This window comes from Blastococcus sp. SYSU DS0552 (assembly GCF_054050815.1).
Map to the genome: position 1 here is coordinate 1 of NZ_JBJHAB010000011.1, position 21,968 is coordinate 21,968.

At 74.1% G+C, this 21,968-nt stretch carries 24 protein-coding genes; 8 read left to right on the plus strand and 16 right to left on the minus strand.

Annotation, left to right across the window (positions count from 1 at the left end; translation table 11 throughout):
* The 3 genes from ACI8AG_RS12535 to ACI8AG_RS12545 all read right to left on the minus strand — a co-directional run.
* A partial coding sequence (locus tag ACI8AG_RS12535; RefSeq protein ID WP_456597409.1) for a SpoIIE family protein phosphatase occupies positions 1–119 on the minus strand: 119 nt, incomplete at its 3' end.
* A gap of 433 nt (positions 120–552) precedes the next feature.
* Positions 553–792 (minus strand): hypothetical protein, encoded by a 240-nt coding sequence (locus ACI8AG_RS12540; RefSeq protein ID WP_456590636.1) that lies wholly within the window; start codon positions 790–792, stop codon positions 553–555.
* A 71-nt stretch (positions 793–863) separates the two neighbouring features.
* Positions 864–1,121 carry a hypothetical protein gene (locus ACI8AG_RS12545; RefSeq protein ID WP_456597302.1) on the minus strand — a complete coding sequence of 86 codons (258 nt, stop codon included), beginning with the start codon at positions 1,119–1,121 and terminating at the stop codon, positions 864–866.
* Positions 1,122–1,326: 205 nt separating this feature from the next.
* Between ACI8AG_RS12545 and ACI8AG_RS12550 the strand changes: the two genes are divergently transcribed.
* Positions 1,327–2,292 carry a glucosyl-3-phosphoglycerate synthase gene (locus tag ACI8AG_RS12550; protein WP_456597303.1) on the plus strand — a complete coding sequence of 322 codons (966 nt, stop codon included), beginning with the start codon at positions 1,327–1,329 and terminating at the stop codon, positions 2,290–2,292.
* A gap of 95 nt (positions 2,293–2,387) precedes the next feature.
* Positions 2,388–3,224: a glycerophosphodiester phosphodiesterase gene (locus tag ACI8AG_RS12555; RefSeq protein WP_456590633.1), complete on the plus strand. Its 837-nt coding sequence runs from the start codon at positions 2,388–2,390 to the stop codon at positions 3,222–3,224.
* Between the two features lie 161 nt (positions 3,225–3,385).
* On the opposite strand, the gene ACI8AG_RS12560 is transcribed toward ACI8AG_RS12555, so the two are convergent.
* On the minus strand, positions 3,386–4,051 hold the full coding sequence (locus tag ACI8AG_RS12560) for an HAD family hydrolase (protein WP_456597304.1): 666 nt from the start codon (positions 4,049–4,051) through the stop codon (positions 3,386–3,388).
* 118 nt (positions 4,052–4,169) lie between these two features.
* Positions 4,170–5,285 carry an NDMA-dependent alcohol dehydrogenase gene (locus tag ACI8AG_RS12565; RefSeq protein WP_456590631.1) on the minus strand — a complete coding sequence of 372 codons (1,116 nt, stop codon included), beginning with the start codon at positions 5,283–5,285 and terminating at the stop codon, positions 4,170–4,172.
* Between the two features lie 175 nt (positions 5,286–5,460).
* Between ACI8AG_RS12565 and ACI8AG_RS12570 the strand changes: the two genes are divergently transcribed.
* The gene (locus ACI8AG_RS12570; protein ID WP_456597305.1) at positions 5,461–6,162 is read left to right on the plus strand and encodes a TetR/AcrR family transcriptional regulator; all 702 of its coding nucleotides are present in this window, start codon (positions 5,461–5,463) and stop codon (positions 6,160–6,162) included.
* A gap of 15 nt (positions 6,163–6,177) precedes the next feature.
* On the opposite strand, the gene ACI8AG_RS12575 is transcribed toward ACI8AG_RS12570, so the two are convergent.
* The 4 genes from ACI8AG_RS12575 to ACI8AG_RS12590 all read right to left on the minus strand — a co-directional run bounded on the left by ACI8AG_RS12575 (position 6,178) and on the right by ACI8AG_RS12590 (position 8,776).
* Complete coding sequence (locus ACI8AG_RS12575; protein WP_456597306.1) at positions 6,178–6,771, minus strand: TetR-like C-terminal domain-containing protein; 594 nt, start codon at positions 6,769–6,771, stop codon at positions 6,178–6,180.
* Positions 6,772–6,908: 137 nt separating this feature from the next.
* Positions 6,909–7,241: a hypothetical protein gene (locus ACI8AG_RS12580; protein ID WP_456590628.1), complete on the minus strand. Its 333-nt coding sequence runs from the start codon at positions 7,239–7,241 to the stop codon at positions 6,909–6,911.
* Between the two features lie 85 nt (positions 7,242–7,326).
* Complete coding sequence (locus tag ACI8AG_RS12585; protein WP_456597307.1) at positions 7,327–8,217, minus strand: 1,4-dihydroxy-2-naphthoyl-CoA synthase; 891 nt, start codon at positions 8,215–8,217, stop codon at positions 7,327–7,329.
* Between the two features lie 82 nt (positions 8,218–8,299).
* A complete protein-coding gene (locus ACI8AG_RS12590; RefSeq protein ID WP_456597308.1) occupies positions 8,300–8,776 on the minus strand; it encodes an NUDIX domain-containing protein in 477 nt (158 codons plus the stop codon).
* 236 nt (positions 8,777–9,012) lie between these two features.
* Here ACI8AG_RS12590 and ACI8AG_RS12595 point away from each other — a divergent pair, with 236 nt between their 5' ends.
* From ACI8AG_RS12595 to ACI8AG_RS12610, 4 genes are all read left to right on the plus strand, one after another.
* On the plus strand, positions 9,013–9,471 hold the full coding sequence (locus ACI8AG_RS12595; protein WP_456590625.1) for a MaoC family dehydratase: 459 nt from the start codon (positions 9,013–9,015) through the stop codon (positions 9,469–9,471).
* Between the two features lie 249 nt (positions 9,472–9,720).
* Positions 9,721–10,194, plus strand: coding sequence for an LOG family protein (locus tag ACI8AG_RS12600; RefSeq protein WP_456597410.1), 474 nt, complete (start codon positions 9,721–9,723; stop codon positions 10,192–10,194).
* A gap of 50 nt (positions 10,195–10,244) precedes the next feature.
* The gene (locus tag ACI8AG_RS12605) at positions 10,245–11,180 is read left to right on the plus strand and encodes an alpha/beta fold hydrolase (protein WP_456597309.1); all 936 of its coding nucleotides are present in this window, start codon (positions 10,245–10,247) and stop codon (positions 11,178–11,180) included.
* A gap of 27 nt (positions 11,181–11,207) precedes the next feature.
* A complete protein-coding gene (locus tag ACI8AG_RS12610) occupies positions 11,208–12,341 on the plus strand; it encodes a geranylgeranyl reductase family protein (protein ID WP_456597310.1) in 1,134 nt (377 codons plus the stop codon).
* Here the strand turns inward: ACI8AG_RS12610 and ACI8AG_RS12615 are convergent.
* The 6 genes from ACI8AG_RS12615 to ACI8AG_RS12640 all read right to left on the minus strand — a co-directional run bounded on the left by ACI8AG_RS12615 (position 12,338) and on the right by ACI8AG_RS12640 (position 20,042).
* Positions 12,338–13,012, minus strand: a complete 675-nt coding sequence (locus ACI8AG_RS12615; RefSeq protein ID WP_456597311.1) for a GGDEF domain-containing protein — start codon at positions 13,010–13,012, stop codon at positions 12,338–12,340. The genes ACI8AG_RS12610 and ACI8AG_RS12615 overlap by 4 nt on opposite strands.
* A 30-nt stretch (positions 13,013–13,042) precedes the next feature.
* The gene (locus ACI8AG_RS12620) at positions 13,043–13,378 is read right to left on the minus strand and encodes a hypothetical protein (RefSeq protein ID WP_456597312.1); all 336 of its coding nucleotides are present in this window, start codon (positions 13,376–13,378) and stop codon (positions 13,043–13,045) included.
* Positions 13,379–13,458: 80 nt separating this feature from the next.
* Entirely contained in the window at positions 13,459–14,721 is a 1,263-nt protein-coding gene (locus ACI8AG_RS12625) for an alkaline phosphatase family protein (RefSeq protein ID WP_456597313.1), read from the minus strand.
* A gap of 17 nt (positions 14,722–14,738) precedes the next feature.
* The gene (locus ACI8AG_RS12630; protein WP_456597314.1) at positions 14,739–16,409 is read right to left on the minus strand and encodes an alkaline phosphatase D family protein; all 1,671 of its coding nucleotides are present in this window, start codon (positions 16,407–16,409) and stop codon (positions 14,739–14,741) included.
* A 98-nt stretch (positions 16,410–16,507) separates the two neighbouring features.
* Positions 16,508–17,356 carry a hypothetical protein gene (locus ACI8AG_RS12635; RefSeq protein WP_456597411.1) on the minus strand — a complete coding sequence of 283 codons (849 nt, stop codon included), beginning with the start codon at positions 17,354–17,356 and terminating at the stop codon, positions 16,508–16,510.
* 421 nt (positions 17,357–17,777) lie between these two features.
* The gene (locus tag ACI8AG_RS12640) at positions 17,778–20,042 is read right to left on the minus strand and encodes an immune inhibitor A domain-containing protein (protein WP_456597315.1); all 2,265 of its coding nucleotides are present in this window, start codon (positions 20,040–20,042) and stop codon (positions 17,778–17,780) included.
* Between the two features lie 767 nt (positions 20,043–20,809).
* Between ACI8AG_RS12640 and ACI8AG_RS12645 the strand changes: the two genes are divergently transcribed.
* A complete protein-coding gene (locus ACI8AG_RS12645; protein WP_456597316.1) occupies positions 20,810–21,145 on the plus strand; it encodes a hypothetical protein in 336 nt (111 codons plus the stop codon).
* A gap of 11 nt (positions 21,146–21,156) precedes the next feature.
* Here the strand turns inward: ACI8AG_RS12645 and ACI8AG_RS12650 are convergent, their stop codons facing one another.
* Positions 21,157–21,957 (minus strand): pentapeptide repeat-containing protein, encoded by an 801-nt coding sequence (locus ACI8AG_RS12650; RefSeq protein WP_456597317.1) that lies wholly within the window; start codon positions 21,955–21,957, stop codon positions 21,157–21,159.
* Positions 21,958–21,968: the final 11 nt, after the last annotated feature.

Genomic DNA, 21,968 nt, shown 5'->3' on the forward strand with positions numbered 1-21,968 from the left:
AGGAGGACGCCGTCGCGCACGATCAGCGGGGAGCCGTGCCCCGCGTTGACCCAGGTGAGCCGGCCGGACTCCAGGTCGAGCCGGGCCAGCAGCGCGGTGGCGAACCGGCTGCCGGGGATCCCGCGCCACCGAGCGGAAGCCGACCGACGACAGCGGCACGTCCCCGTCGTTGCGCAGGTCGAAGGGCACCTGCACGACGTCGCCGGGCAGCATCGCCCCGCCGGAGAACGGCACGCTCTGCCCGCCGGCCGCGGCGTCCAGCCGGATCGACACCACCCCCGCCTGCACCTCGGTGTCCACGCTGTCGCTGCTGCTGAACCCGCCGAGGGTCCCCAGTCCCGCGACCGCGCCCACCGCGGCGAGCACGGCGACCGTGCCCACGACCTTCGCGGTGGTGCCCTGGTGCGCCACGGCGCTGCTCGTCCGGCTGCTCACGTCGCTGCCTCCCCTGCTCGTACCGGGGTGGCGGCTCCATCCCGGCACGAGCCACCCTGCGCGGCCAGCCGCAGGGTCGTGTCCAGCGATCCGCAAGAAAAGCGCAGGACGGCGGCGTCAGCCCCGCGGCGGCGCCTCGGCGGGCCGGCGCGGGCAGGGGGCGGCCGCGAGCACGAGGAGCGCCAGGACGGCGACCGCCCACCCCGCCAGGATGAACAGGTCACCGGCGTGCACGCCGTGGTTGCCGACGATCGTCAGCAGCACCGGTCCCTCGTTGCGGTACTCGCCGGTGACCAGCAGGAAGGCGAACCCGGAGACGACGGCCCCGGCGACGAGGGCGCAGAGCCAGCGGAGCATCGGACCACGGTAACCGCGCCCGGGCTCGGTCCGCCCTTCCCGGGGAACGGCGGCCCCGCGCGGTGACCTCGTCAGGGCCGGGCGGCGCTCCCCGCACCCGGCGGGGCACCGCCCGCGCGGCGGCCGTCGCCCCCCGGCGGGCTCCCCGCCGCCAGGCGCGCGGCCTGCGCCCGGCGCTGGGCGGACCGGCGCAGCAGCACCTGAGCCTGGACCGCGTCGGGGGTGCGCGACGCCCGGTCGGCGAGGACGTCGGCGGTCTCCAGCAGCAGCGCGACCCGCCGCCGCTCCTCGCCTCCCACGCGCGCTGCGGGCAGCTGACCCGAGGTCATGCCCGCATGGTGCGGGAGGTCCGGCCGGCCCGCGACTCGGCGCCCACCGGGACCGGTTCCCCGACCGGGTGACGCGGCCCCACGAGCCGCTTCCCGCGGGCCCGCACCGACCCGATCGCTCACCGCCGGAACGTTCACGTGACGGCCCGGTGAACACCGGGGAGACCGCCTGGTGCCCGCACCGGAGCTGGACGACAGTGGGCGCGTGAGACCTGACGCCCGCGCCTGGTTCGCCGACCGCACCACCGCTGCGCGCTCCCTGGCGCAGGTCGATCCCGCGGCCCTGCTGCAGGCCAAGCGCCGCGGCGGGCACCGGGTCAGCGTCGTCCTCCCCGCCCGCAACGAGGAGGCGACCGTGGGCCGGCTGGTCGCCGACCTGCACGCACACTGGGTGCGCGGGGTGCCGCTGGTCGACGAGCTGGTCGTCGTGGACTCCGACAGCACGGACGCCACCGCCGACGTCGCCCGGGCCGCCGGCGCCGACGTCGTCGCCACCACCGACGTGCTGCCCGCGATGGGCACCCGCCGGGGCAAGGGCGAGGCGCTGTGGAAGTCGCTGGCCGCCACGACCGGCGACCTGGTCGTCTTCCTCGACGCCGACCTGCTCGGCGACGTCGCCCACTACGTGCCCGGCCTGCTGGGGCCGCTGCTCACCGACCCGCAGGTCAGCTACGTCAAGGGCTGCTACACCCGGCCGCTGTCCGTCGGCGGGGCCGAGCAGCCCGCCGGCGGCGGCCGGGTCACCGAGCTCACCGCCCGCCCGCTGCTCAACGCGCTGTGGCCGGAGCTCGCCGGCTTCGTCCAGCCCCTCGGCGGCGAGTACGCCGGGCGCCGCGCGGCGCTGGAGCAGGTGCCGTTCGTCTCGGCGTACGGCGTGGAGGTGGGCCTGCTCGTCGACCTGCTGGGCCTGGGCGGGCTCTCCTCGCTGGCCCAGGTCGACCTCGGCGAGCGCCGGCACACCTCGCAGAGCGTCGAGGCGCTGGGCGAGATGGCCGGCCAGGTGGTTGCCACCGTGCTGGCCCGGGCGGCGTGCACCCGCCAGCCCAGCGGGCTGCTCACCCAGTTCCGGCACGACGGCGCCGGGTTCGTGCCGCGTAGCAACGCCGTCGCGGTCGACGAGCGCCCGCCGATGATCACCGTGCCCGAGTACCGCGCGCGCCTCGCCGTCTGACGGCGGCGCCCACCGCTCGCGGAACGCGCGGCGGGCGGGGAGGATCCCCGCGTGCCTCCCGTCCGCGCTGCGCGCCGCTCTCCCCGCCCGCTGCGGTGAGCGGCCCCGAGGTCGTCGCCCACCGCGGGGCCACCGCGGACGCCCCCGAGCACACCCTGGCCGCGTACCGGAACGCCGCGATCGTCGGTGCCGACGCGGTGGAGGTCGACGTCCGGATGACCCGCGACGGCGTGCTCGTCTGCGTCCACGACCGCAGGATCCGGCACACGTCGAACGGCCGCGGCGTCGTCTCCGCCCTGCACCTCGCCGAGCTGGAGCAGTTCCGGTTCGGCGCCCGGCGCGGCCGGCTGGACCGGTGGAGGGACGACACGATCACCGCCGTCACCGACGAGCCCGACATCGAGAACGGCCTGGTGCTGACCCTCGACCGGCTGCTCGAGTACGCCTCCGCCACCCCCGGCTCCGTCCGGCTCGCCATCGAGACCAAGCACCCGACCCGGCACACCAACCGGGTGGAGCAGGAGCTGGTGCGGTCGCTGCGCCGCTACGGCCTCCTGCAGGGCGACCGGCCGGCGCAGTGGGCCGGCCGGCCGGCGTTCCGGGTGATGAGCTTCTCCCAGCTCGCCGTGCGCCGGATCCGCGCGCTCGCACCGGGCGTGCCGACCGTGCAGCTCATCGGCAAGCGCCTGCGCTCGGTGCGCACCGAGCTCCTGGGGGGTGCGATGAGCGCCGTCGGCCCGGGACTGGCGCTGCTGCGGGCCGACCCTGGGTACGTCGCCCAGGCGCACGCCGCCGGGAAGGAGGTGCACGTGTGGACGGCGAACACGGCCGCCGACATCGACTTCCTCGTGTCGCTCGGCGTCGACGCGATGATCACCGACCACCCGGACGAAGCGCTGCGCCGCCTGGGCCGCTCCTCCACGGCCTCCTGAGCCTCCGCACCACCGCACCGCCGCACCGCGCCGCAACCCACCACCGCACGCACCGGCACCGTCCCAGCGCCCTCCGGGATCCCTTCCCCGCTCGCTCCGCCTCTGAGTGCAGGTGCACTCAGAGGCAGAGCATCCGCGGAGCCCCTCGGGCGGTCCTCCGGTCAGCTCAGGTCGAGGCGATCCAGGGCGGCGGCGAGGTCACCGGGGGTGTCGAAGACGTCGACCGCCCCGGCCTCGCGCAGCTCGTCGTCCCCGAACCCGCCGGAGCGCACGACGAGGGCCGGCATCCCGGCGCGCTTCGCCGCTGCCACGTCGAAGACGGAGTCGCCGACCATCACGCTCGGCGCACCCACGGGTTCGCCCAGCTTCTTCAGGGCCACCTCGAGCAGATCGGGGGCGGGCTTGCTTGACTCGACGTCGTCGCTGGTGGTCCAGGCCTCGGCCAGGTCGCGCAGGTCGAGCAGGTCCAGCGAGTGGTCGACGTGCTTCGCCTTGCCGGAGCTGGCCAGCACCACGCGGTGCCCCCGCTCGCGGAGCGCCTGCACCAGCTCCCGGGCGCCGGGCAGCGGCGCGACCTCGTCGATCAGCCGGTCGAACTCCTCGGTCCAGCGCTCACGGGCCTGGCCGCCGATGCGCTCCTCGACGTCGTCCCCGCCGAGCGCAGCCGGGAGCCGGTCGCCGCCCATGCCGATCAGCCGGTGGATCCGCCAGATCGGGAAGGTCTCCCCCAGTGACCGGAAGGCCCGGTACCAGGCGAGGGCGTGCTGGTAGTTGGTGTCGACGAGCGTGCCGTCGACGTCGAGGACTGCGATACGGGGAGAGCTCACACCCCCGGGGCTGCCCACCCGGCGCCCGTTCCGAACGCCGGCTCCGTCCAGAGGTCGCCCCGTCGCAGGGCCCCGGCGCGAGCGGAGCGAGTGCTGGGGTGGGCGACGGGGTGTTTCCTCAGTCGGCGTGGACGAGCAGCCCGCGGACCGTCTCGCCGGCGGCCTGGTCGCGGTAGCCCTGGTTCACCTCGTCGAGGGCGTAGCGGCGGGTGATCAGCCGGTCGAGCTCGAGCCGACCCTCCTCGTGCAGCCGCAGCAGCCGGGGGATGTCGGTGAACGGGTTGCACGAGCCGAACATCGAGCCCTGCACGCGGTGCTCGAACACCGTGGTGAGCTGGCCGTTGAGCGTCGCCCGGCCCTCCTCCGGCCGGTCGGCGAGCGCGGTGAGCACGAGCGTGCCGCCCTTGCCCAGGCAGGCCGAGGCGGCCTTGTAGACCTCCCCGGTCATCTTCCCCACCGTCACGACGACGACGTCGGCACCGGTGCCCCGGGAGAGCTCGCGCGCCAGCCCCACCGCCTCCCCGGCGTCGGCGACGGTGCGGGTGGCGCCCAGCGACTCGGCGAACTCCCGCTTCATCGCCACCGGGTCGACGCCGATGACGTGCATGGCGCCGGCGTGGACGGCCCCCTGGACGGCGTTCACGCCCACCCCGCCGAGGCCGACCACGACCACGGTGTCGCCCGGCCGCACCCCGCCGGAGTACACCGCCGAACCCCAGCCGGTGGGCACGCTGCAGGCGACGAGGGCCGCGGTCTCCAGCGGCAGCCAGGGGTCGATCCGCACGCAGGAGAACTCGCTGAGCAGCGTGTGCCGGGCGAAGGCACCGATCATGCAGAACCCGCCCAGCGGCTCGCCGTCGAGGCGGTACGGGAAGGTGCCGGTGGGCAGCTGGCCCGTGGCGATGGTGGCGCCCTTGTCGCAGAGGTTGGAGCGGCCGGAGGCGCAGTAGCGGCAGTGCCCGCAGGCGGGCAGGAAGCTCGTGACGACGTGGTCGCCGGGTGCCACCCCGGTCACGCCGGCGCCGACGGCCTGGACGACGCCGGAGCCCTCGTGCCCGCCGACGATGGGGTAGCGGCCGCCGGGGTTGGCGTGCCGCAGGTGCTCGTCGGAGTGGCACAGGCCGGCGTAGGCCATCTCGACCAGCACCTCGCCGGGCCCGGGGTCGAGAACCTCCAGCTCGACGATCTCGTACTCGGCTCCTGCCTCGCGCAGCACCGCAGCTCTCGTCCGCACCGGGCGGCTCCTCCTCGCAGTCGTCGTCCGGTCGCCCCGGGCGGGTCGATCCGCGGCCATCGTGCCTGGTGGCGCCCGGTCCGCCGCGCAGGCCCCCGACCAGAGCACGCCCGGCGACATACCGGGCGGTCGGTCCTGACCGCGGTGGACACGTTCGGTGCCTAAGCTGTGCACCGTGGGTGAACTCAGCGACCGCCGTGCGCGGAAGAAGGCGCAGACCCGGGCCCACGTACGGGCAGTGGCGCACGAGATGTTCGCCGAGCGCGGGTTCGAGGCGGTCACCGTCGCCGACATCGCCCGCGAGGCCGACGTCGCCGTCCAGACGGTGTTCAACCACTTCCCGACGAAGGAGGAGCTCTTCTTCGACGGGCGCATCCCGTGTCCGCACGGCCCGGCCGACGCGGTCCGCAACCGGCCGCCGGGGACCACGCCGCTGGTCGCGCTGGGCGACCACCTGGCGGAGGGCGCCGCGTACTTCGTGGCCCTGCACGTGCGTCCCGAGGAACGCACGTTCACCGAGACCGTGCACGAGAGCCCCGCGCTGGCCGGCTACGAGCAGCGGATCCTGTTCGAGGCCGAACGGCAGCTGGCAGGCGCGCTGGCCGAGGCGTGGGAGACCGAGCCCGAGCCCGGGATGGCCACCTCGCCGGTCCTGTTCTGCCCGCGGATCGCCGCCCCCCTGGCCGCGGCCCTCTGGCTCACCGTGTCCCGGGTGGTCGTCGTGGAGCAGCGGCGGGTCGTCGAGCACGCCGCCGACCACCGCACCGCCGCGACCGAGGTGCGGACGCTGACCGACAGCCTGATGAGCGGGCTGTACGCGCAGCTGGGCCTGGAGCCACCGGCGAACGTCGCCTCGCTGACCCGCCGTCTCGGCTGAGGCGCCGCCGGGAGGTCAGGCGGCGACGGTCTCGTCGACCGGCCGCAGCATCGGCACCAGCACCTCGTCGACGATGCACTCGACCTGCTCGGCCGTCAGCGGCTCGGCCATCCGGTAGCGCTGCCACCAGAAGGCCTCGAGCACCGAGGCCAGCAAGCGCAGCCGCTCGAGCCGGAGGGGCTCCCCGCGCTGCTGGGCCCGCTCGCCGACGGTCTGGACGGCGGCCGCCAGCGGGCGCACGAGAGCCTCGTCCAGCCCTGCCCGCAGCTCCTCGTCGTGCCGGGCCGCGCCCACCAGGCTGGCCACCGCGCGCTCCTGCCGGTCCAGCGGCTGCGTCCAGCGGGCGCTGACCAGGCCAAGCAGGTCCGCCCGCAGCGATCCGGAGTCCTCGGGCAGCACCACCAGCTCGAAGCGGCTCACCGCCGCCCGGGCGAGCGCCGCCATGGACGGCCACCGGCGGTAGATGCCCGCCTTGCCGGCCCTGGCCCGGGCGGCGATGCGATCGCTGTTCAGGCGGCCCCATCCCTCGTCGGCCAGGATGTCGACGGCCACGGCGAGCAGCTGTTCCGACAGCTCCGCACTCAGCGGACGGCCCGGCGTACCGCTCACGACGCCGTCCTGTCACGGCTGGTTCTATGCACGCGGCCATCCTGGCTGCCGGACGGGGTCACCACAATGATCTCGGTCCTCTGAGGTACACCTGACTTTCCGCGTGCCCCGGCCGGGCGCCGGGGAGGACCGCCTGGTCAGGCGCCCGCGGCGCTCTCGATGTGCACCCGCAGGTTCGCCCCGTCCTCGGACAGCCAGCCCTGCGCGCGGGCGCCGGCGATCATCTGGTCCCACCGCGCGTCCCAGTCCGGGGCGGTGGCCCGGGGTGCCGCGGCAGCCCGCAGCGCCGCCACATCGAGGGTGGCCGTCTCGGCGTCCTGCAGCCGGCCGAGGCCCGATCGCTCCAGCGCCTCGGCGGCCTCCTCGTCGGTGACCGCACCCAGGGCCAGGTGCAGCCGGCCCAGGTCCTCGACGTCGACCACCCGCGCCTCGGGTCGCTCGTCGGCGCCCGTCATCACCTCGACGATCATTTCGAACTCCTCATGGATGACAGGTTATGGCCCCGTCCAGGGCACCACCCTGAGCGTGCGAAGGGTGGGAGGACGGGTCCTTCCGCTAAACATGCCAGGGGAAGCGGCCGAAGTCGGGCTCCCGCTTCTCGAGGAAGGCGTCGCGGCCCTCGACGGCCTCCTCCGCCATGTAGGCCAGCCGGGTGGTCTCGCCCGCGAACAGCTGCTGCCCGACCAGGCCGTCGTCGATCAGGTTGAACGAGTACTTGAGCATCCGCTGGGCCGTCGGGCTCTTGGCCACGATCCTCTTCCCCCACTCCAGGGCGGTGGCCTCGAGCTCCGCGTGCGGGACGACGCGGTTGACCATGCCCATCGCGTGCGCGTCGGCCGCGGTGTACTCCTCGCCCAGGAAGAAGATCTCGCGGGCGAACTTCTGCCCGACCTGCCGCGCGAGGTAGGCCGAGCCGAAGCCGCCGTCGAAGCTGCCGACGTCGGCGTCGGTCTGCTTGAACCGGGCGTGCTCGGCGCTGGCCAGGGTGAGGTCGGCGACGACGTGCAGGCTGTGCCCGCCGCCGGCGGCCCAGCCCGGGACGACGCAGACGACGACCTTCGGCATGAAGCGGATCAGCCGCTGGGCCTCCAGGATGTGCAGCCGGCCGCTGGAGCGACCCAAGTCATGCTCGTAGCCGTACTTCCCGCGTACCCGCTGGTCGCCGCCGGAGCAGAACGCCCAGCCGCCGTCCTTGGGGCTCGGCCCGTTGCCGGTGAGGAGCACGCACCCCACGTCGGTGGAGAGCCGCGCGTGCTCGAGCGCGGTGATCAGCTCGTCGACGGTCTGCGGCCGGAAGGCGTTGCGCACCTCGGGACGGTCGAAGGCGATGCGGACGACGCCGGCGTCCACCGCCCGGTGGTAGGTGATGTCGCTGAAGTCGAAGCCCTCGACCGGCGCCCACGCGGAGCTGTCGAAGATCTCGGAGACGTCGTCGCGGGCGCTCATGCGCCGAACCTAACCCGCGGGGCGGGGTGGACCGGCAGCCGCCGGGTCACCCGCCCCGCCGGGAGGGCCGCCCAGGACCCGGCTACGCGTCGTCGCCGGCGAGCAACGGCCGCAGCCGGTCCAGCGAGGCGGCCAGCCCCGGGTGCAGGGCCACCGCGGCCAGGCCCGCCAGCGGCACCCACGCCACGCCGTCGCTCTCCCCGTCCAGCCGGAGGTCGACCGCCTCGAACCGGCGCACCGGCCGGGCCAGGACCGTCGTGTACGCCCAGCCCCCGTGGTCGTCCACCGACTGCGCGCCCAGGACGACGTCGCCGGCCGTCAGCCCCAGCTCCTCGGCCACCTCGCGCAGCGCACCGTCGGCCGCCGACTCGCCCGCGTGCAGCGCGCCGCCCGGCGTCCCCCAGGTGCCGCCGTGGTGCGACCACCAGGCCCGGTGCTGCAGCAGCAGCTCGACGCCGTCGGGACCGTCGCGGTGGATCAGCAGGCCGGCCGCGCCGGCCCGCCCCCAGTGACGGTGCCCCTGGCTGCAGGCGGTCCAGCCGTCGGTCGAGGCGAGCACCCGCCCAGTGAACCCGCTCGCGCGGGCGGCCGCCGGGGGCACCCCGCCGGAACTCGTGCCCTGCCCACCCCGGCGGGCAGGGCACGAGCATCCCGGGAGAGGACATCCGCACCCGCACGCGCGCCGTCGCGCCGGGCCGGGCAAGGTGTGCGGCGGAACCTCTGCCTCTGAGTGCCCTGGTGATCAGAGGCAGAGTGCCACCAGGAACACCGCCCACCCCAGGGAAGGACGACCACGTGAGCACCACCACGACCATGGCGGAGCTGAACGGGCTGATCGGCACGGAGCTCGGCACCAGCGACTGGCACGAGGTCACCCAGGAGCACGTCAACCAGTTCGCCGAGGCGACCGGCGACCACCAGTGGATCCACGTCGACGTCGAGCGCGCGAAGAAGGAGAGCCCGTTCGGTGGCCCGATCGCCCACGGGTACCTGACGCTGTCCCTGCTGGCCCCGCTCTCCTCGCAGGTCCTCGTCGTCACCGACACGGTGATGGGTGTCAACTACGGCCTGAACAAGGTGCGCTTCCCCTCCCCTGTCCCGGTGGGCTCCCGGGTGCGGCTCACCGCGACTTTGAAGTCGGTCGAGGAGGTGGCCGGCGGCCTGCAGCTGACGCTGGCCGCGGTCATCGAGCGGGAGGGCGGCGACAAGCCCGTCTGCATCGCCGAGCCCGTCTACCGCTACTACGGCGGCTGAGGAAGGACCCCCGGAAGGACCCCGTCCTCCCCACCGCTCGCAGGCTCGCGGCGGTGCCCGCGACGGGGCCGCTGAACGCTCGCAGGCTCGCGGCGGTGGCCGGGACGGGGCCGACGGCAGCTCGCGCCGGGACCCGGCATAGCCTCGTCCGGTGCGGATCGCCGTCTTCACCGGGTCCCAGCGGGGCCACCGGCCCACGCGGAGGCCGCCGCGTCCTTCGCCACGGGGCTGGCCGAGGCCGGCGTCGGGATCGTCTACGGCGGGGGGCGCGTCGGGATGATGGGCGTCGTCGCCGACGCCGCGCTCGCCGCCGGCGGTGAGGTCGTCGGCGTGATCCCGCAGCACCTCGTCGACGACGAGCTGGCCCACCCCGGCCTCCCGCGGCTCGAGGTGGTCTCCTCCATGCACGAGCGCAAGGCGCGCATGGCCGACCTGTCCGATGCGTTCGTCGCGCTCCCCGGCGCCGCCGGCACGCTGGAGGAGCTGTTCGAGGCCTGGACGTGGGGCATGCTCGGGCTGCACGCCAAGCCGGCGGCGCTGCTGGACGTCGACGGGTTCTGGCAGCCGCTGCTGGCCCAGCTCCGCCGCATGGTGGACGACGGCTACCTCGACGCCCCCCGGCTCGATGCGCTGGGCGTGGTCCGCGACGCCGCCGGGCTGCTGCGGTTCGTCGAGGGCTACGAGCACCCGCCGCGGAAGTGGACGGCACCCGCACCGGCCTGACCAGCGCCGTCGTGACTGCAGAGCAACAAGAACCGTGGTGCACTGGGGCCGTGGCAACCGGTCAGGTCCGAGAGTCGCGGATCGTCCACGGGCACAAGCGGGCCTTTCTCCGCGCGGGGGACGGCCCGCCGCTGCTGCTGCTGCACGGCATCGGGAACAACTGCCAGACGTGGGCCGGGGTGATCGACCGCCTCGCCGAGTCGCACACCGTCATCGCCCCCGACCTGCTGGGGCACGGCGACTCGGACAAGCCGCGCGGCGACTACTCGATCGCGGGCTACGCCAACGGCGTGCGCGACCTGCTCGCGGTGCTCGACGTCGAACGGGCCACCGTCGTGGGGCACTCGCTGGGCGGCGGCATCGCCCTGCAGTTCGCCTACCAGTTCCCCGAGCGCTGCGAACGGCTGGCGCTCGTGGGCAGCGGCGGGCTGGGCTCGGAGCTCTCCGCGGGGCTGCGGGCGGCCACCCTGCCCGGGGCCGAGCTCGTGGTCACCGCGCTGGCCGGGGTCTCCGGCCCGCTGCGCACCGGGCTGCGGGCCGTCGACCAGCTCGGGGCGCTCGCCGGCTGGCGGCGGGTGCGCGACCTCGCCGAGGCCGGCGACGCGCTGCTGGCCCTGCAGGACGCCGAGGCGCGGCGGGCGTTCCTGCGCACGCTGCGCGGGGCGGTCGACGTGCGGGGGCAGGCGGTGACCGCGCTGGACCGGCTGTACCTCGCCGACTCCGTGCCGATGCTGGTCATCTGGGGCGGTCGCGACCCGATCGTGCCGGCGCAGCACGCCGAGCCGGTCCGGGCCGCGGTCCCGTCGGCGCGGATCGAGGTGTTCGAGGACGCGGGCCACTGGCCGCACCTCGACGAGCCCGACCGCTTCTGCGACGTGCTGCTGGACTTCGTCGCCACGACCGAACCGGCGCACCACGACCTGGACAGCTGGCGGCGGCTGCTCTCCCAGAACTGGGACGGCGTCCCGCGGTCGGTCGCGCGGTGAGCCCCTCCACTGCCTAGCGTCGGACGGGTGGAGCACTGGGACGTCGTCGTCGTCGGTGGTGGGCCGGCCGGTGCCGCCGCCGCCCTGGCCGCCCGTCGGGCCCGGCCCTCGGCGCGGGTGCTGGTGCTCGACCGCGCCGAGTTCCCCCGGGACAAGGTGTGCGGCGACGGCATCGCCGCCGAGGCGTTCGACGTCCTCGCCGGCCTCGGCCTGCGCCCGGCCGCCCTCACCGCCGGCTTCCCCCCGGTGCCGCGGCTGCGGCTGCGGTCGCCCGGGGGGACGACGGTCGAGCGGGCCACCGCCCGGCCCTCCCACGTCATCCCCCGGGCGGTGCTCGACGCGCGGCTGATCGCGGCCGCCCGCGACGCCGGGGCGGTGCTGCGCCGGCACGTGGTCCGGCGGATCGCGGTGCACGCCGACGCGGTCGAGGTGGACGGGTCCGTCACCGCCGGGGTGCTGATCGGCGCCGACGGCGCGGAGTCGGTGGTGCGCCGGGCGCTGGGCACCCGGCGCAACCGGCCCGACCAGCTCGCCGTCGCCCTCCGCGGCTACGCCCCCGAGCCCCCCGGGCAGCGCGGCGTCCAGGTCATCACGACCACCGACCAGCGCTGGCCGGCCTACGCGTGGTCCTTCCCGCTGGGCGACGGACGGGCCAACGTCGGGTACGGGGAGCTGGTGTCCGGCGGCGCCACCCGGGTCGAGCTCGTCGCCGGGATGCACCGGCTGCTGCCGGGAGCCGAGCCCGAGCAGCTCCGCGCCCACCGGCTGCCGCTGAGCACCGGCCGGCCCCGCCAGCCCGATGGGCGGGTGCTCCTGGCCGGTGACGCCGCCGCGTTGATCAACCCGCTGACCGGTGAGGGCATCTTCTACGCCGTGCTCTCCGGCGCGCTCGCCGGGCAGGTCGCCACCCGGGGGGCGGACGCGGGCGCGGCCTACCGGCGCGCGCTCGCCGACCGGCTCGGCCGCCACCTCCGGCACTCGTCGGTGGCCTCCCGGCTGAGCCGCTGGCCGGCGCTGATGGACGCGGTGTTCCGGGCCGCCGCCGGCTCCCAGGGCGTGTTCGACGACGTGGTCGACCTCGGCCTCGCCGACGGCCGGCTCAGCCTGCGGGCGCTCGCGGGCGCCGCCCGCTCCCTGCGCCTCCCCTCACCGGCCGGTTAGGCCGCCGCGACCTCGACCCGGCCCCGCCCGGCGCGCTTGGCGGTGTACAGGGCGACGTCCGCGGCGGCGTAGAGCTCACGCAGATCGGTGGCCGCGCCGGCGAGGTGCGACACCCCGACGCTCACCGACATGCCCAGGCTGCTCCCGTCGGAGAGCACCAGGGGCGCCCCGCACACGGCGTCCAGCAGCTGCTCGGCGCGGCGCACCGCGGTGGCCCGCGAGCAGTCGCGCAGCAGCACCGCGACCTCGTCCCCGCCGAGCCGGCTGACCAGCGCGTCGGCGGCGCGGATCTGCTGCTTGATCACGGTGGACAGGTGCACCAGCGCGTCGTCGCCGGCCAGGTGGCCGTGCACGTCGTTGATCATCTTGAACCGGTCGACGTCCATGAGCAGCAGCGCGGTGCCCTGGGACGACGCCGCGCCGGCGCCCCCGGCATCCAGCGCCTCGTCCAGGACGCGCCGCGTGACCAGCCCGGTCAGCGTGTCGACGTCCGCCTGCTCCTGGAGCGCCGCCACCAGGCGCTCTTGCTTGTCGGTGGAGCGGATGAGCAAGCCGCCGATCACACCGAGCATGGCCCCGAAGAACGCGAAGTCGGTGAGGGCACCGCTGAAGGGCGCGGCGTCGAACAGCATGACCCCGCCGGCCGCCACCGCGACGACCGTGGCGACCACCGCGCCCGCCGTCCGCAGGTGGAAGCCCGCCTAGAGCACGACGAACGCCAGGAACGCCTGCGCGCGGGTCGACGTCCCCCCGTTCACGACGGCCAGGACGCACAGCACCGCCACCCCGCCGACGGCCAGGACGACGAACGCGCCGGCGCGGTCCAGGCGCTCCGCGGGCACGCCGTGGAAGAGGGCCGCCACCCCGGCCAGCCCGATCACGCAGGCCCAGACCACCGCCGGGCTCGCGTCGCCGTCCGTGGCGGGCCCCAACAGTCCGACCAGCGCCAGCATCCCGGCGCAGATGGCCAGGACGACGACGGCCGTGCGCGCGGCAGCGGCGGGCTCGCGTGCTCGCAGCGACGGCGGGAAGGTCACCTCCGCCGCATCGGCACGGCGACCCCGCCAGCGGAGCGCCGCGTCCCCCCGAGGGGTAGGCAACCCCCCGCTGCGATCGGCTACCGCCGCCCGGACAGCCGGGTGAACGCCTCCGTGCGCGCTGCGCCGTCGTACCCGCCCCGCGGTGCACCCAGGCCGAACAGCGCGCCGACGGTCGGCGCGACGTCCACCGTGCGCGCGGGCGCCCCGCTGACCGCGCCCGCCCGCACCAGGGGGTGCCCGCCCGCCACCAGGAACGGGATCGGTTCGGTGGCCGGGTGCCCGTGGTTGCCGGGGATGGGGTTGGACAGCGGCGTCGGGTCGGTGAAGCGCCAGCCGGCCCGGCAGTAGGCGACCAGGTCGCCGGCCTCCCGCCCCAGCCGCAGCTCCGCCGGCCGGTGCACCGACAGCACGCCGGGGTGTGCGGCGACCAGCCGCCGCACCTCCGCCAGCCCGGCGGCCCGCTGCGCGGCCGGGCCGGTCCAGTAGAGGAGGTCCGCGCCTCCGTTCTGGGCGATCTGCACCGACTGCCGCAGGTCCGGGCGCGGCCGCAGGACGGCGTCCACCGAGACGAGGTTCGTCGGCACCGACCAGTCCATCGAGTGGTCGGCGAGCACCACCAGCACGCTGCCGGCCCACCGGCCGGTGCGCTGCAGGTGCGCGACGAAGCGGCCCACCTGCAGGTCGGTGCTGCCCAGCGCGAGAGCGCGCGCCACCCGCAGGGTGCTGCCGGTCAGATCGCTGTGGCCGACCCGGTCGATGTCGCCGAGGTTGACGAAGACCAGGTCGGGGTCGGCCTCGTCGACCATCGCGATCAGCGCGTCGGTGGTCGCGGCGTCCGGCGCGTGCCCGGTGACGGGGATGACCGGGAACGGCTCCCAGCGGTAGGTGGCCCGCTCACCGAAGATCCCGTACAGGTACTCCTTCGACAGCACGGTGCCCGTGGTGCGGCCGGTGGCGTTCACCCGCTCCAGCAGCGTGGGGAAGCGGAGGTCCGAGGGGCGGTCCAGGTCGCGGACGGCGCCCTCGGCCCGGTCGTACACGGAGTTGGCCGGCACCCCGGACCGGTCGGGCCGGACGCCGGTCATCATCATCACGTGGTTGGGGATCGTCTCCATCACCGGCAGCGAGCGCGCCGACGGGAACCAGGTGCCCCCCGTCTTCAGCCGGTGCAGGTTCGGCGTGAGCAGCGGGGTGATCTCCTCCGGCCGCGTCCCGTCGACGACCAGCACGTAGACCCGCAGCCGGTCGGCCGCCCGCGCCCGCGGCGCCCCGAGCGCCGTCGACAGGACGACGGCCGCGCCGCCCGCGGCGGTGACCCGGAGGAACTGCCGGCGGTCCATGCCTTGCACCGGGCCGCTCACGCCAGCCGCCGCGGCGCACGCTCGACGCGGCCGGTGCCGGCCGGCGTCCGCCAGGACGTCGACCAGACCGCGGCCGACGCCGGATCGGTGCGGTCGGTGAGGACGTACCAGTCCATCTGGACCGCCTCCGGGGTGACGTCGAGGACCGAGAAGCCGTGCGAGTCGAAGTCCAGGTGCTTCACGTGCGGATTGGCCACCCGGATCGCGGTCTCCACCGCCAGGGACGTCGTCCGGGGCGGGGCGCCGAGGATGTCGTCGAGGTTGTCGCTGGTCACCGAGGTGCACACGAGCTCCACGCCGAGGCTGTCGCGCGTCAGCGGGTAGGTGGCGTCGTCCGCCGGCAGCTCGGCCGCCCAGCCGGAGTGGATGTCACCGGTGAGGAAGACGGTGCCGCGCAGCGCGCGGTCGCGCAGGTGCGCCCGCACCCGGTCCCGCTCGGCGGGGTAGCCGTCCCACTGGTCGACGTTGTAGGGCAGGCCGGTCACCCGCGGGAGGTCCACGCCGACCAGGCCGGCGATCGCCTGGGTCGCCCGCAGGTCCAGCCCGTTCGGGAACCGCACCGGCGCGATCATCACCGGGTTGCCCACCAGCTTCCACTGCACCGCGTCGTCGGCCAGCCCGTCGAGCAGGAACTCCAGCTGCTCCGGCCCGGTCAGCGTGCGGCCGGGGTCCCCGAGGGCGGGGTCGAGCGGTGAGGCGGCCTGCTGGTCGCGGTAGGTGCGCAGGTCGAGCATCGACAGGCTGGCCAGCCGGCCGAAGCGCAGCCGCCGGTAGAGCCGGCCGCCCGGCGTGTAGCGCACCGGCATCCACTCGGCGTAGGCCTGCTGGGCGGCCCCGCGGCGAGCCGGCCAGGCGCCCTCGGCGCCCTCCGTGTGGTTCTCCGCGCCGCCGGACCACGCGTCGTTGGCGCTCTCGTGGTCGTCCCAGGTGACCACCCACGGCGCGGCGGCGTGCAGGGCCTGCAGGTCGGGGTCGGCCTTGTACTGGGCGTGCCGGCGCCGGTAGTCGGCGAGGGTGACGATCTCGTGCGGCGGGTCGTGCGGCCGGACGACGACGTCACGCGCCTGGTACTCCCCCGGCGCGTACTCGTACAGGTAGTCACCCAGGTGCACCACGAGGTCGAGGTCCCCGCGCGCGGCCAGGTGCCGGTAGGCGGTGAACCAGCCGGCCTGCAGGTTGGCGCAGGAGACCACCGCCATGCGCAGCCGCGGCACGGCGGCACCGGTGGCGGGCGCCGTGCGGGTGCGGCCCACCGGGGAGGTCGCCCCCCGGCAGCTGAAGCGGTACCAGTAGCCGGTGCCCGGCCGCAGGCCGGCGGCGTCCACCTTCACCGTGTGGTCGGTCGCCGGGCCGGTGCGGACCCGGCCCCGGCGGACGACGCGGCGGAAACCGGGGTCGGTGGCCACCTCCCAGCCGACCTCGACGACGGGGCCGGCACCGGAGCCCGGCGTCGACCGGGCGTCGGGCGTCACGCGGGTCCAGAGGACCACGGCGTCGGGCAGCGGATCGCCGGAGGCGACCCCGTGCGCGAACGGCCCGGGGATGCGGGCGGGGGACGGCGCGGCGGCAGCGGGCCCTGCGGACACCGCGCCTGCGACCCCGGCGCCGGTGACGGCGGCCAGCTGCAGGGCGGTGCGGCGGGAGAACGGCGGCGTGCGGGTGATCACGGCCCGTCCATTGAGCGGCCCGGCCCGCGGTTACGGCCCGGACGCAGCGTTCACCGAGCGTTCGCCACCGGTTCCGCGTCGCCTCGTGGGAGCGGCGCTCAGCGCAGCGCGGTCACCAGGGTGACCCCGGTCGCCCCGACGGTCTGGACGACGAAGCCGAGCTCGGCCAGCGTGTCGGCGAGGGCGGCGGCCATGACCTCCTGCACGACCACGTGCGCCGCCTCGCCGCGCGAGTGCTGCACGCCCATCCGGTCGTGCGTCCGCCAGCTGACCAGCACCCCGCAGGACGCGGTCTCGGGCACCAGGCAGACCCCGCCCGACGTTCCGCTCCCGGCGGCGTCGTGCAGCGGCAGCCCGGCCTCGACCAGCGCCGCGGCGACCTCCACGACCAGGGTCGTCAGCGGGTCGGTGTCGGTCAGCAGCGCGTCCCAGTCCTCGGGTAGCCGGTCGAGCTGGTCGCCGAGCTCGGTCAGCCAGACCCGGTCCGCCGGCGAGGGGCGCGGGGCGATCGTGCCGTGGGCCCGGGGGACGCCGAACACGGTCACGGCCGCCAGCTCACCCGCCAGCGCCGCCCAGTCGGCGTCGATCCGGTCGGCGAAGGGGCCGGCCACGGCCTGCGCCGACCCGTCGACCAGCCACCAGCCGTTGGCGGCCCCGGGAGTGGGGCCGGCCGGCCGCGCGGGCGCGGGCGCCGCGGCGGGCCGGACGGCGAGGGCGACCGCCTGGGGGCTCCGCTGGGGCCCACGCCCGGCCGGGGCGGGGGCGGCGCGGCGCCCGGCCGGGTGGGTGCCGGCGGCCCGCGCCGCCGCGCGCTGGACCTGCTGGGTGGCGGCCGCGCCGGCGTACTCGTACCGGGCGGTGGAGCTCGCGCCGAGCGCGACCACGACCGCGGTGCACAGCAGGAAACCGAGCACCGCCGCGGCGGGCCACAGCAGCATCGTGCCCATGATCACCGGGAACTCCTCCGTGCCTCGTCGCGGCCGGGGAAGGTGCCGCGATCAGGGGAGAAGTTACGGCGCACCGACCCCGCGATCGGCGGGTTCGGCGCCTCACCGGAAGGCCCGTCACCGGATCGTTGCGACCGCCCCTGCCGCGGCACGGTGACCCGTCCCGCGGGCCACCGCCATGTCGACATGCACCGCGTCGACCAGCGTGGATGCCGTCGGCGGGCGGACCGGTCACCCCTCGCCGGCGCTGCCGCCCGGCATGTCGGGCGGCCGCGCCGAGGGGCCGCGATGCGCGCTGCGGGCGCCGTCCCCGGGGGGTCGCGCGCCGCGCCCGCACGTCGCTGCCCGGCGCACCGTCCCGGGGACGCGGAACGGCCCGCCGGCGGGTGCCGGCGGGCCGTTCGCGTGCTGCGCTACCGGGTCAGTTGACCCGGACCTGCATGAGCGCACCCTGCGCGCTCATGCCGGTGACGGTGATCGTCGTGCCGGTCTTCGGCACGTCGACGCCGGTCCAGCCGTTGGCGTCGGGCTGCTCGCCCGGGGCCACCCACCAGTCGAGCGTGTCGTCGAAGGTGCGGACGGCCGGGAGACCGCCGACCCGGCCGGCCACGCCGGTGTCCGGGTCGTGCAGCGTCAGCTTGTCCGTCGGCTGGAGCCCGAAGGTCGAGTCGTAGGACTGGACCCGCGGCCGCCAGCTCTCGCCGTTGGTGCGGTCCTCACCCTCGTCGTCGGTCGGCTCGTAGAGCAGGCCCGGGTGGGCGTCGACCGGGAGGACGAGGCCCGCACCGGGGTGGGCGCCGACGTTGTTGTCGTTGTACTGGGTGTTCCAGTAGCTGATCAGCAGGCCGTCCTGGTACGGGAAGTGCTCCACCCAGTCCGGACGCCGCGGGTCACCGAAGTTGTACGGCCCCGTCTTCAGCCCCGTGTCGTAGCCGGTGTAGGCCCGGTTCTCGAGGATGTAGGCGTTGAAGTACGAGTTCGTCGTCGTACCGGTGGTCAGCTCGAAGCCGTCCAGCGTCCAGTCGGTCACCGGTGCGTCGTCGATGGCCACGGCGTCGACCTGCAGGCCCGGCTCGGTGGCCGCGCCGTCGGTCCAGTACCGGAAGCCGACCTGCGCCCCGTCGGGCACGCCCGCCAGGCCGGCCGTGAGCTCGACCCACTCGCCACCGGTGCTGCCGGTGATGCCGTGGCCGAAGTTCTGGCCGTTGGGGTCGGTGGTCGTCGACAGGTTGGTCGGGATCGACGTGAAGGTGGCCCCGCCGTCGGTGGTGTACACCGCGTACGCGTAGTCCCAGTCCGCCTCGATCTCGTACTTGACCTGGGCGGTCAGCTCAGCCGCCCCCGCGGGCTTGGGCGCCAGCATGCTGTGGTCGAGGTTGTCGCCCGAGCCGGAGTACCAGAAGTCCTCGCCCTCGAACGGGGTGCCGATCGTGGTGGTGACCTCGTTGTCCGGGAGGACGACGACGGCGGCCTGGTTCTCCTTGGAGTTGTACGCCGCCGGGCCGAGGCGCAGGTTCGCGCTCTCGCCGGGCTGCACCACCTCGTAGTTGAGCCAGCCCAGCTGCAGCTTCTCCCAGGCGCCCATGTGGATCGGCTGGGTGCCGATACCGTCCTCGGGGCGGCCGGAGTTGCCGTAGGAGCCGGAGCTCATCAGCGTCCAGAAGGCGGTGCTGTTCTCCGCGCCGCCGCTGTTGCCGGAGGTGTCGTACAGGTCGGGCAGACCGAGGTCGTGGCCGAACTCGTGGGCGAAGACGCCGACGCCGCCGTTCTCGGGCTCGACGGTGTAGTCACCGATCCAGTACTTCGACCCACCGACCTGCGTGCCGCCGAGCGGGTTGACCGCACCGTTGACCGTCGGGCCGGCGGTGCCGATCCGGTTGGTCTGGTTGTACCAGCGGTGGCTCCAGATGGCGTCGTCGCCGAGGACGCCGCCACCGACCTCCTCACCCTCGCCGGAGTGCACGGCCTGGAAGTGGTCGATGTAGCCGTCGGCCTCGTCGAAGTTGCCGTCGCCGTCGGAGTCGTAGCGGTCCCAGACGTCGAACTGCGAGAGGTACTCGTCGATCTGCTCGGCCGTCTTGCCGGCGGCCAGCTGGTTGGCGTACCAGGTGTTGACCGAGTCGTTGATGAAGCCCCAGACGGCGCTGTCGCCCAGGTCGTTGTCGCCGTAGGAGGCTCCGGTGCCGGGCACCTGCACCCAGTCCTCGACCTCGCCGGTCACGGTGTAGCGGCCCGAGGAGAGCTGCTCGTAGAAGTTGGCCACCGAGTTGACGCCCGGCTCGGAGCTGTACAGCAGGGTGTCGAAGTAGCCCTGCGAGAAGTCCGGGGTCCAGATGGTGGTGTTGTCCACCGACCGCTTGGGCTCCGGGATCGAGTTGTGCGGCAGGTCGCTGAACTCGCCGAGGACGGTCCAGATCGCGTCGCTGTCCTCCTGGGCCAGCTCGACGTAGCGACCCCGGGCGACCTCGACCACCTTGTTGTTGCCGCGCGGCGTGGCCTGCCCGGTGAGCACCTGCTCGAGTGCCTCGGCACGCAGCGCCTGCTGCGTCTCGGCGAGCGGGTTGGGCAGGTCGTGGGCGCGCTGCGGGGTCGTGGGGGCGTCTTCTGCGGGGGGTGCGGCGGAAGCCGTCACGGGAACCGCCATGACCAGGGCGGCACCGGCGACGACGGCCAGAGCTCTCTTCAAGGATGGTTCTCCTGCGTTCGGAGGAAGACCGTCCAGCCGGACGGTGGGGGGCCACCGGCGGCCGCTCGCGGACGGTCGAGCGGGACGTTAGATGCGGCCTGCACGTGTGTCTACATATCGACACCGCCCGGTTACGCAGGGGCCGCACCCCGCGGCGGGCGACTACGGATCCGACCAGGCTCTTTACCGTTGCGAAACAGTTTCCGGACCGCCGGATCCGACCCGGCAGCGTCCCACTGTCTGGGACGATCGGGTGCGGGGTGGGATCCGCCGCAGGTCAGGCGGCAGCGCGGAGACGTGCCGGAGCGAGGTGACGACGCCTTGCGGCACCGCAGCGCGGGCGGTACGCGAAAGTCCGAAAGACCAGGTCAGCGTGATAGTCCGGAGACTGTCGTTGCGGCACTCCACTGCCGCGAGCCACGAGCCTCCACTGCCGGGCGGGGATTCACACCGGCCGATCAGCGTGCAGGGAGCCGTACCTGGCGACTAGGCCGCTCGGCCCCCAGCCGTCATCACCAGCACGAGACCGCCAAGCAATGCCGTCACTTCGTCGTTGATTCACGTCCGCCGACCGCGTGCGCCGCAACCCTTGCGGAGCGACGGCAGGCAGGCAGTGGAGGCGGCAGCACGACGGCGAGGGCGCACTCGAAGGGTTCATGCCGGGCTGGCCTGGGAGAGAGTGACCCGGGCAACTCCACCGGTCGAGTTGCGGTAAGTTCGCTCTCGCTTGGAGGCGCCAGCCTCGGAGGCGGGCGCAGGGGGGATGCGTGTCCAAGGGCTTCTTCTGGCACGACGACGCCGAGGATGAGTTCGAGGGGGAGGTCCAGCAAGCCCAGGGGGCGCTCGTCGCGCAAGTGGAGTTCGCAGTACGTCAACTGCGCGAAGAGAGCCAACTGGGGCCTCGGCGAGGGCCAACCTGCGGCCGAGTGGAGTCAGCCTTCATCGACGTCCAGGCGGGCGCCTACTGCATCTACTTCGCCGAAGCCGAATTTAAGCGCCACTCGGTCATCATCGGTTTGCATTTCGCATACTCCCCGACCAGCGCCCACAGCGAAGACGGGTGCGACCTGTCGAAGCGGCGCCTGACAAGAACGCGCCTATGACTGCTCGTTCTTCAGTGCTGAATGGCTTTGGCCAACTGCCGCGGGTCAACCCCTTCGGCCTCCTGAATCTTGCCAAGGCGAACTTCGGTCTTTTCAAGTTTCGTCGCGTATAGTTTAGCGCGAGCCATACTGGAGACCAGGAGGATCCCCTGGCGCAGGTCCGCACCAGAGAGATTCGCATCATCTAGGACGGATTCGGACAAGTCTGATCCGCCAAGTCGAGCGTCAACCAAGATCGCGCCATCAAGCCGAGTCTTCGTGAACTTAGCCCGCTCAAGTCTGAGCCCCTCCAGATTCACCTTTTGCAGATCGAGTTCTGAGAGATCGAGCCGCCCCGGTGCAGCCCAGACGTGCGGGCCGCCGAGGACAGTCAAGGCCACCTGCACAGATTGCTCAACGTTGGCAGCGCCTTTGGGGCGTCCACGAATAAAAGCAACCAAGACTTCCGCAACCGTCTCAGAGTAGGATTCAGGCGACTCAGTAGCTACCTGCTCCAACGCGTAGATCCCGCCGATACGCACAACCGCTTCGGCGTCAGACAGTTGCGTAACCGCTTTGGAAAATCGATCGGTCAGTTGTCCGGTCCTGGTGAGCCGATACGTTCTGGCGGTGAAAATCAGGCCAATCGCAAGGGCCACACCCCCTATGAGTTGCACGACAGCGGTCCGGGCGTCGCTCACCGCCTTGACTTCGTCGGAAGGAGTGGCGCCAGATCGAGCAGGGGCGATGACTTCCGGCGCATACACTACGACTAACAACGCTATTGCCACGGCTAGCACAAGGAGGCCGGACGGTATCCAACGCTTGCTCACCGGGCACCCAA